Annotated in this window: 9 protein-coding genes; 4 read left to right on the forward strand and 5 right to left on the reverse strand. The window is 62.9% G+C overall.

What is annotated here, in order from left to right; translation table 11 throughout:
- Positions 1-44: 44 nt before the first annotated feature.
- The 5 genes from WP12_RS21500 to WP12_RS21520 all read right to left on the reverse strand — a co-directional run bounded on the left by WP12_RS21500 (position 45) and on the right by WP12_RS21520 (position 3,941).
- Positions 45-371 (reverse strand): GrpB family protein, encoded by a 327-nt coding sequence (locus WP12_RS21500; RefSeq protein WP_152664112.1) that lies wholly within the window; start codon positions 369-371, stop codon positions 45-47.
- Positions 372-1,213: 842 nt separating this feature from the next.
- Positions 1,214-2,173, reverse strand: a complete 960-nt coding sequence (locus WP12_RS21505) for a replication initiator protein A (RefSeq protein ID WP_046195701.1) — start codon at positions 2,171-2,173, stop codon at positions 1,214-1,216.
- A complete protein-coding gene (locus tag WP12_RS21510) occupies positions 2,170-2,523 on the reverse strand; it encodes a hypothetical protein (RefSeq protein ID WP_046195702.1) in 354 nt (117 codons plus the stop codon). Before WP12_RS21510 ends, WP12_RS21505 begins: the two co-directional genes overlap by 4 nt.
- Complete coding sequence (locus tag WP12_RS21515) at positions 2,523-3,176, reverse strand: ParA family protein (protein WP_046195703.1); 654 nt, start codon at positions 3,174-3,176, stop codon at positions 2,523-2,525. Before WP12_RS21515 ends, WP12_RS21510 begins: the two co-directional genes overlap by 1 nt.
- Before the next feature lie 123 nt (positions 3,177-3,299).
- Positions 3,300-3,941, reverse strand: a complete 642-nt coding sequence (locus tag WP12_RS21520; RefSeq protein WP_046195704.1) for a transcription elongation protein SprT — start codon at positions 3,939-3,941, stop codon at positions 3,300-3,302.
- A 462-nt stretch (positions 3,942-4,403) separates the two neighbouring features.
- Here WP12_RS21520 and WP12_RS21525 point away from each other — a divergent pair, with 462 nt between their 5' ends.
- The 4 genes from WP12_RS21525 (at position 4,404) to WP12_RS25110 (ending at position 6,398) form a co-directional block, all read left to right on the forward strand.
- A complete protein-coding gene (locus WP12_RS21525) occupies positions 4,404-4,679 on the forward strand; it encodes an AbrB/MazE/SpoVT family DNA-binding domain-containing protein (RefSeq protein ID WP_046195705.1) in 276 nt (91 codons plus the stop codon).
- Positions 4,676-5,074, forward strand: a complete 399-nt coding sequence (locus WP12_RS21530) for a type II toxin-antitoxin system VapC family toxin (protein ID WP_046195706.1) — start codon at positions 4,676-4,678, stop codon at positions 5,072-5,074. The genes WP12_RS21525 and WP12_RS21530 overlap by 4 nt, the downstream gene beginning before the upstream one ends.
- Before the next feature lie 2 nt (positions 5,075-5,076).
- The gene (locus WP12_RS21535; protein WP_046195707.1) at positions 5,077-5,700 is read left to right on the forward strand and encodes a histidine phosphatase family protein; all 624 of its coding nucleotides are present in this window, start codon (positions 5,077-5,079) and stop codon (positions 5,698-5,700) included.
- 71 nt (positions 5,701-5,771) lie between these two features.
- Positions 5,772-6,398, forward strand: a complete 627-nt coding sequence (locus WP12_RS25110) for a hypothetical protein (RefSeq protein ID WP_152664113.1) — start codon at positions 5,772-5,774, stop codon at positions 6,396-6,398.
- Positions 6,399-6,564: the final 166 nt, after the last annotated feature.

Consider the following 6,564-nt stretch of genomic DNA (forward strand, 5'->3'; position numbering starts at 1 on the left):
TTTTGGCATTGGGCCCTCGGCGCTGACGGAGGCCATGGGCATGCTCAACCACCATTTCGCAGCAGCCGCCTGATCGGCGCAGAGCGACAGCCTACCTCTGACTGCCGCCAATCTTTGCAACAGAGCCCATGCCAGTCATAGCCGAGAGCTTCGACGGCGGATCGCGCCGCGTCCAATGCGGGCAAGCTGGAAACGACAGCTATCAGGTCAAGAACGGGCTTGGCGGCGATGTTGGGAATCGACGTCGAGCCGATGTGATGGACCGCCAGGATCGCGGCGACGCGCCGTTGAAGGCGCGCCGCTTCGGCGGCGGCGCGGACAGTCCAGTTTGGATCATAGGGTGCGAGCCGAACGGGGGTGGACGCCGGCAAATTGAAATCCTTCGACATTCCGCCTGATAGCACGGCCACGATCGCAAGGCAGGATCGGCGTGAGGGCGTTTAAACGGCGCGAGGATCTCGCGTCGGAAAATCGGCCGCCTGGGAGGCCCGTAGAGCGCCGTGGGCGGTTGACCCTCTCCATCCCCTTGCCTGACGCCTGAAAAGGGGCTGGGCGGGCCGGAAATCGCGCCTGCGGGGACGTTTCCGTCTCCCCAGCCCTCTCATGTTGATCGCCGCGCTATCCGCATGGCTTTTCTGGAAAGCCAATTGGACGGTTCGGCTTGGTGGTGAGCTGGATGGTTGGGCGCGGCGTTTAAACAATTCCAAACAAACAAAAAGCGTGCCGGCGTAGCCGGCTCATCATGGGGATGCCGGGTGGGAGGATGGCTTTAGCCATCCGGGGCGCCCGTAGGGCGCGAGCCGGCGGGGCGAAGCCCCAAGAGGCGGCGCTGCTGTTCTCGCCACATGCACACCGCTGGATTTTGGAGTTATCCACAGGCCGGGAGCGGGCCGGAACCGTTAAAGGATTCTGTTAAAAATGAATCGTTAAGTAAGTTAAGCCGCTCAAAAAGCGGTTTTTTCGACATTTTTTCAAGGGCTTGCAAGACCGCCCGGTGGGTGAAACCCCGTGATTCGGTGTGTGATCCCCCGATAGTCGGGTGTGTGAAACCCCGACGCCTCGGTGTGTGAAACCCCGAAGGTCGATCCCATGACTCCGAGTCGCGTCCGAGTCGCGAAACGGTGGGTGAAACCCCGACAATCGCGCTCGAAAAGGGGGTGATTTGGGGTTCTGGCGGGCGTTCGGATACAGCCGGTGTGTGAAACCCCGATAGTCAGGGCCGCCCGCCGCGTGCGAGGCGGTCCATCAGCTTGTCCACCTCCTGGGCGCGCAGGCGATCGGCCTCGGCCCGTTCCCGGCGCTCGCGATCCGCCTCAAGCTTGGCGTGCAGCGCGGCCGCCTCCGCCGCGCCGCGCAGCTCGAACAGCGCCGCCGGCGCGCCCTCGGTCGTCTTGGTTATCGTCATCGTATATTCGGGGAGCTGGTCGGCCTCGATGATCTTGCGGACCATGCGCGCAAATTCCTTGGGCGTGGCGTCGCTGCCGGTTTTCTCGCGCAACACCTCAAGCCGGCACGTCCACCCGCCGCGTTGCTGGCCGACATGCTTGCGGGCAACCCGGTATAGCGCCCGCTCAAGGCCGCCAGTCAGGAGGAAATAATCGTGGTGCATGGTGAGCAACGAACGCTCGCTGACTATGCCCTCATAGACCCAGTTCGACAGGGTGATGGTCATGCCGCGCGGCTGATCGGTGGCCGCATCCACCTCCAATGACCATCCATCCAGCCACCCGAATTGCGCCTCGGTGCGGCGCTTGGGCGCGCGCAGCGACGTGCGAATGGAAGTCGTTTCCAGACGTGATAGCGCGGCCTGCAACTCGCTATAGTCGCGCCCGCCCGTCCCTCGCCTGATGCCCCGCAACAGGTCGTAGGTGGTCGTGGTGAGCGTGCGCGGCAGGTCGTTGACGCCCTGCTCCTTCATCCGGTTGAGGACGGACGCGGCCCAAATGAGAATATCCGCGTCCCATATCGTCGCCATGCCATAGGCGGGCATCGCCTCGACCTTCACCCACGCCTCGCCGTCCGGGCTGCGATATTCGATCGGCTTGAGGCGCTTGCGCTTCTGGAGCGAGAAAAACGGCCGCTCCATCACCTCCCGCTGATCTTTCAGCGGAAGGTCGTTCATCAGCGGAATGAAGAAATCGAACTCCGGGTTCGGATCGCGCCGCTTGCTCATGGGGCGAACCGGGTATGGCCGCGCTGGACCAGATATTGCCGCAACAGCCGCTCGGTGATGACGGTAAGCGGCTCGCCCCCTTCCTCGACGCTAAGCTGGCGCAAGGTGCGGTGCATGTCCTCCGGGATATGGATCAGCACGGCTTTCTTGCCGGGGTGGCTGCCGCGCCGCGCCGCGCTTTCGCCTGGGCCGCTCCGCGCGCCCTTCCCTGCCCCCTTTGCGGCCTTCGCCGGCGCTGGTGGCGGTGCCGGCTGCGTCACGGCTTCCGGCACGATCGGGCTGGGCGCGGGCGGCGCGGTTTCAGATTCATCGTCAAATATGCCGGCCAGGGCCGATGGTTTCTTCGCCATCATGCAATCTCGCTTATTGGCTTAGTCGTATAACCGCTTAGTCGCTTAGCTTCTTCAAAGGCCGTGCGTAACTCGGCCGCCGCCTTCCCGTCCGGGTCCAGCTCGATCGCGGTCTTGCCGATCGGCGTCGCCTTGTAGAAGTCCTTGCGGAAGTGAAGCGCGGTATCGAACAGGGTGACGCCCTTCGCGGCGAAGCCGGCGCGCGCCTCGGCCCCCTCCCCGCCCTGGTGCGGCACTTGGGTCAGGATCACCGCGAACGGGGTTCCGGCCTGCTGCACCTGCTTGACGGTTTGCAGGACGGAATGAACGTCCAGCCCACGCGGCGCGACCGGGATCACCACGAAATCGGCCTGCTCGGCCGCGAGCATGGCAATGTCTTTCGAGTTCGCCGGCGTGTCGATGATTATGAGGTCCACCTTGCCGCTGTCGCGCCCGCGCGAGACGTGCAGCGGAAGGCCCGCGACGCTGCTATCCTTCACCATCACATCGTCGGTGTCCCGGCGCTCCGACCAATAGAGCGCGGACCCTTGCCGATCGTCGGCGTCAAGGATCACGACCGCCGCCCCTTCGCGGGCGGCCTCCACGGCGAAGGCCGTCGCGATGGTCGTTTTCGACTGCCCGCCCTTCTGCGCGATGATAGCCCAAGTCTGCATGATTGCTCCTGCTAAGCGATTGTGCGACTTATATCGCTTAGTCGCTTAGCAGGCAAGCGCACGCTTAACCGCTTAGTCGCTTATTATTAAGCGCATAGCGAACGCAGCCGATAATCGGGGCGGTTATCCCGCGTCATCCGGATCGCCGCCTTCGTCGTCGTCCAGCGGCTCATGGCTCATCTGGCCGTGATCCTCGATCGGGCAAAGCGGCGCTCCGGCCAGTTCCAGCCATTTGCGCGCGGTCCTCACGGTATAGCCGCACGTCGCGCACTCGCATTTGAGCATCCGGGCTTTCTGCTTCTTGGGCGCGGTCGACTCCCCGTCCGTATCGAGACGGGCATGGGGGAGGGGGCCAGCATCGGCCAGGATCGGCGCGACCGCCGCAAGGAACGCCTCGCCGGGAGTGGTGGCGCGCATCGGCCCGACAAGGCCAAGCCCCAGCGCGACCCGTTTAAACGCCTTCCCATGCCCTGCCGGGATGCCGACAGCGGCATGGACCAGCTCATGCGCGAGGATGGCCGCGATCTGCGCCGGCATGGCGTCGGCCGCGTGCGCCAGGTCCGGACGGATGAAGATTTCAAAATGCCCGTCCGCGCTTAGCCGGTTGTCCCAGCACTCGCCGATCGCCTTGCCCTTGGCTCCCCTGCTGGTGAAGCCGATCGCCACGCGCACACGCGAGGGCAGGGGGCTTTCCAGCGCCTCGAACAGCGGAGCCATGCCCTGCGCCACCCGATTGAGCCAGCTTTCGCGGTTGTCCTGTTCCATTGCCTCTACTCCCTTCAAATCGCCTGTCCGGCGATGGCCATGCCATCGGCCGGAACACGGACGCCCAAGAACGCCGGCGAGAGAGGGGGGCAGCGGGAATCGACGGGGTGGAGCGGGCGCAGGGAGCGCAGCGAGTGAGCCACGGCCCGTCTATTCCCGTTGCTGGGGAGAGGGGGGCGGAACGTCCTCTCCCCACTCAACAAACGACATGCCGGCGCCAGCGCCGGCCCATCCCCCCAAGCGAGATCCGCGCACGCGATCTCGCCCGCCATGTGGATCGTCACCTTGGGCCAAGACCGCTTGCGGGCTTGGGGAGCGCCAGCGACTAGAGCCACGGTGCCGCGCCAGCGGCAGGCGCTTAGTAGCTTAGTAGCTTAGTAGCTTAGATTTTTGCTATCAGGATTTCGGACTTGATAATAATGCTGTTTTGCATTACTTCTGTTCGATACGGAGGTAATAGCCATGACGACATTAAGCATAACGGCGCGGGGCCAGGTGACTTTCCGGAAGGAAATTTTGAAGCATCTCGGCATCCAGCCCGGAGGCAAGATCAGGCTCGACCTACTGCCCGATGGGCGGGCGGAATTGAAAGCGGATCGGCCCAAAGGGTCGTGGCGGGAGCTGCACGGAATGCTCAAAGGAAAGGGCAACGGCCCCCGGTTCACGATCGAGGAAATCAACGACGCTATCGCAGACGCGGGCGCTGCTGCCGGTATGGCCGGTCTGAACGATAAATGAAGATCACGGCCGACACGAACGTCTTGCTGCGCCTGGTCCTGGCGGATGACGAAGCACAGGGCCTCGCCGCCGTCGAAGCGATGGAAAGCGCAAGCCTTGTTGCCATCAGCGTGCATTCGCTTTGCGAACTCGCTTGGGTTTTGGAACGACTCTACAAGAAAGCTCGGCCCGAAATTGCCGCTGCGATCCGGGGCGTGATCGAAGCGGAGAACGTCGTCGTCAATCGCCCTGCGGTCGATGCCGGCCTAGCCGTCCTCGATGCCGGCGGCGATTTCGCGGATGGGGTGATCGCCTTTGACGGCCAATGGCTCGGCGGGGAGACGTTCGTGTCCTTCGACAAAACGGCGGTCAAACTGCTGGACGGGCAGGGGATCGCTGCCCAACTGCTGAAATAGCCATGAGGGCGATCTTCATCCGCCACGGCGAATCCACCGGCAACGCCGGCGTGCCCTGTCACGATCTGGCAACGATCGCGCTGACGGAGCGGGGCCACGAACAGGCGCGCGCGGTCGCGGCGAGCTGGACGCAAGCGCCCGCGCTCATCGTCACCTCGCCCTATACCCGCACCCGGCAAACCGCCGCGCCGACCATCGCCAGATTCCCCGACGCGCCGGTCGAGACGTGGCCGATAGAGGAGTTCACCTATCTGCAACCGGCGCGCTGGAACGGGACGCGCAGCGCCGAACGGATGCCGCACCTCGAACGCTATTGGAGCGCGGCCGATCCTGATTATTGCGACGGGGAGGGGGCGGAGAGTTTCCGCGCCTTGCTTGGGCGCTGCGACGCGGCGCTGACGCGCCTCGCCGCCATGCGTGCCGGATCGCTGATCTATGTGTTCGGGCATGGGCAGTTCATCCAGGCCACGCGCGCGATCGTCGCCGACGCCCATCTGGACGATCGGGAGAAGATGCGCGCCTTCTGGCGCAAGGGCGAGCCGCCCGCGATCAGCAACGCGGAACAGGTAGGGTTCCATTGGCAGGGCGACCACTGGGCCTGCGCGTCGGCCGTCGCTGAGGCGTGACCTGTTTCGACTAAATTAACCGAAAGGTCGCTGTTTCGCAGTATTTGCCGATGGTCGGGGAGGGGGATTCGATGGGCAAAGAAGTTTGGATTAGCACTGCACCAGCACATGCAAGCAACCTGCGACCATTAAAGCATAGCTTTAGTGATAATGAGGATACGCTCGCGATGGCGCGTGATACTCGCAAGCGAAACGATGCTGGCGAGTCTCTAAGCGCGCAAAATTTTCCCGCCGAAATATTCGGCGCGCCCCACGCGAAAGAGAAGGATTACAGGCTTCCGAACATATTTTTTGCAGGCTCATATTGGGCTGTCTCTCAACGAGCGGCCGACGTGCTGCGGCAATTCGATCTTGGAGGCGGCGGTCTATATCCAGTCCGCGTTTACAAGAAGGACCGAAAGACGCTCGTTGATGGTGAGTGGCTCTGCATCAATTTTGGCAACGTTAAACATGCCTTCTTGCCTGACGAATCCCGCAATTTTTGGGCGGGATCGGCCGGAAAGTGGGTCGGCCGCGCAGCCATGACCGACTATGATACTGCATTATCACCTATTGCGCTGACCGGACCGGATATCTGGATTGATCCGATTGTTCGGGATGCGATTTTCTTTAGCGATGGTCTCGGCAGGGCGCTCAAGAAAGCAAAGGCGGACAAGGGCTTTTTCCTGAACCGATGCCGCGTGCTTGGTCTTGGCTGAGATGACAGGGCATCATGTGAACGTGGATGCCGGCATGATGGCCCAGTCGGCCCGAAGCTGCGATTTTGGCCAGGTTGAAGAACGAACACTGAACGCTTGATTGATTCTACCAGGACCGTTGCTGACCACCGACCTCGTAGATATCGGCTTCCATGGAGCAATTGTA

Origin of the sequence: Sphingomonas sp. SRS2 (assembly GCF_000971055.1) — a bacterium.
Taxonomy (GTDB): Bacteria; Pseudomonadota; Alphaproteobacteria; order Sphingomonadales; family Sphingomonadaceae; genus Rhizorhabdus.